Genomic DNA, 2516 nt, shown 5'->3' with positions numbered 1-2516 from the left:
GACAAATCCTCGGAAATCATCTCTAGTAGCGACTTAATATCGATTGGTGACTCAGTGTCCACGAGATCGGCATTGGCTCGCTGTGGCGCTCCTGTCTCCAACGGCAGGCTGACGCCCCCGCGATCGAGGTCGCTCGGTGCCAGACCTAACTGTTGGGATACTTGGGTGAGGTGGCGTTCGAGATACTCGACCCGCTCGGTTAGGGCAGTGCCTTCGAGTAAATCGACAACATCTTTCAGACTGCCCTCAACGCCAGTAACGTGCTCTTGCATTGAGAGCATGAGTTGTTTGTGCGTGTCGAATTTTTGCGCCAAGATGGCGACCTCTTGGCGATCGGTCGCCGCGATGACGGCAGGATCGGTTTTTTTAGCAGCCATCGTTTGCTTGACTAGGGCAGTGGCAAAACTGCGGGCTTGGGCGATCTCTTGTTGTAGGACTTCGCCCTGTTGCTGGAGTTCGCGATCGAGTTTGCGCTCCAGTGTCCGCTCGTGCAGACGAAGATTTTGCTGCAATCGCCAGCGATTGATGGCACTCAGGATTAGACTCAGCAGGATCGGGGCTAAAGCATACATCCAATTTAGAGAGGTGGCGGCAGCGATCGTGCCTACAACTGCGGCGGCGATCGCCAAGTATTCACTCAGGTCTAACCAATGGAAATTGGACATTACAGTTATCGGTTCTGAATTGTGAATAGCCGTCATTCGCAGTTGTTACGATACTATAGATCTCCATTAAATCGATCGATTCTAGCGTCTGACTAGTAATTATGCGGCGGACTCACTATGGCACCAACTAGGTCGAACTGTGGATCGCGATCGAGATACTATATTAGGAGTAATAAAGATCCTAACTGCACGCTCATAATGCCACAAACAGCGATATTGCGGCAAGTGGGTTTAGTGGATTCTGGCGACGATCCTCGATCCCCAAAGGCCATGGAGATCGAACGGGCAATTTTGATGACGGGCAATATTCAGTCATCTTTGTAGGTACTCTTGCGGATTTCGTGCTATCTTTAATAGATTCTTAATAAATATTTAACAATATTCAAACTAAATAAGTAGCTAAAAATTCAGCTTGGCAAATTCGACCGCCACGAACACATTAAAATTACTTATTTCGATCGCTTGCATTTGCGATGTATATTCGGCTACTGACTAGGTTATGCTGTAGCTAGTAATTAGTGGGGCAGCTACACCAGTAGTAGCAACCACAAACACCTGAAAAACTCGATTATTTCGATCGCCCAAACTTAGCCACCCTCTCGCCACCATAGCCATTCATGATTCCCGATTGCGACTTGCGCCTCGATTCCTGTGCCGATCCCGTTCGTGTCAACTCGACTATGCCAGATAACGATAATGCTGTCGATAAACCTGAAGAAGCTTGTGGGGTATTTGGGATCTATGCACCCGGACAGGAAGTTGCCAAGCTGACCTATTTTGGCTTGTACGCGCTGCAACATCGCGGTCAAGAATCGGCGGGGATTGCCACCTTTGAGGGGCGGCAACTCCACGAGCATCGGGATATGGGACTGGTATCCCATGTCTTCAATCCAGAGATTTTAGCGGGGTTGCCCGGTGCGCTGGCGATCGGACATACTCGCTACTCGACGACTGGTTCGAGCCGCCGCTGCAATGCTCAACCCGTAATTGTCGATACTAAACTAGGACAACTTGCCCTAGCACATAATGGTAATCTTGTCAACACTACCCAACTGCGTGAATATCTAGTCGATCGAGGGTGCGAACCGACCACGACGATCGATTCCGAAATGATTGCGCTGATTATTCGGGAAGAAGTTAATGCTGGCAAAAGCTGGGTCGAGGCGACGATTAGCGCGTGTCGATTGTGTATCGGTGCCTTTAGTCTGACGATCGCGACTCCCGATGGCATCATGGCAATCCGCGACCCCTATGGCATTCGCCCCTTGGTACTGGGGATCATGCCCGACCATGTGAGCCATTATGTTGTCGCGTCAGAAACTTGTGCCCTCGATATTATCGGTGCTGACTACGAACGCGATGTCAAACCGGGAGAGCTGTTGTGGATCGATAAAGGTGGTGTCACCGCGATCGATTGGGCACCTAAAGCGCAACCCAAGCTGTGTATTTTCGAGATGATTTACTTTGCGCGCCCAGATAGCTGGGTACATGAAGAGAGCCTGTATAGCTACCGGATGCGCCTGGGCAAGCAGTAGGCAGTCGAATCCTTGGTAGATGCCGATATCGTCATTGGCGTACCGGATTCGGGTATTCCCGCCGCAATTGGCTTTTCGGAGGCATCGGGTATCCCCTACGCTGAAGGCTTAATCAAAAATCGCTATGTGGGACGGACATTTATTCAGCCGACTCAAGAAATGCGGGAATCAGGCATTCGGATGAAGTTAAACCCCCTCAGAGATGTGTTAAAAGGCAAACGAGTCATCGTGATCGATGATTCGATTGTCCGGGGGACGACCAGCCGTAAACTGGTAAAGGCGCTCCGCGATGCTGGGGCGACAGAAATTCACATGC

Annotated in this window: 1 protein-coding gene and 2 pseudogenes; 2 read left to right on the top strand and 1 reads right to left on the bottom strand. The window is 50.5% G+C overall.

The features are described 5' to 3' along the window. Positions 1-665: pseudogene (locus RMO52_RS07035) on the bottom strand (hypothetical protein); the annotation flags it as partial. 198 nt (positions 666-863) lie between these two features. Between RMO52_RS07035 and RMO52_RS07030 the strand changes: the two are divergent. After that, on the top strand, positions 864-989 hold the full coding sequence (locus tag RMO52_RS07030) for a hypothetical protein (protein ID WP_309738943.1): 126 nt from the start codon (positions 864-866) through the stop codon (positions 987-989). A gap of 293 nt (positions 990-1282) precedes the next feature. Continuing rightward, positions 1283-2516, top strand: a pseudogene (purF, locus tag RMO52_RS07025) (amidophosphoribosyltransferase); the annotation flags it as partial.

The organism is Chamaesiphon sp. OTE_8_metabat_110, assembly GCF_031382685.1.
In the GTDB taxonomy this organism is placed as follows: domain Bacteria; phylum Cyanobacteriota; class Cyanobacteriia; order Cyanobacteriales; family Chamaesiphonaceae; genus Chamaesiphon.
The sequence above is the reverse complement of the archived record's forward strand: the minus strand, read 5'-3'. Positions and strand labels throughout refer to the sequence as shown.

Excerpts from the sequence above, each read along its gene's own strand:
- RMO52_RS07030 (WP_309738943.1), top strand. The coding sequence starts at position 864 with ATGCCACAAACAGCGATATTGCGGCAAGTGGGTTTAGTGGATTCTGGC.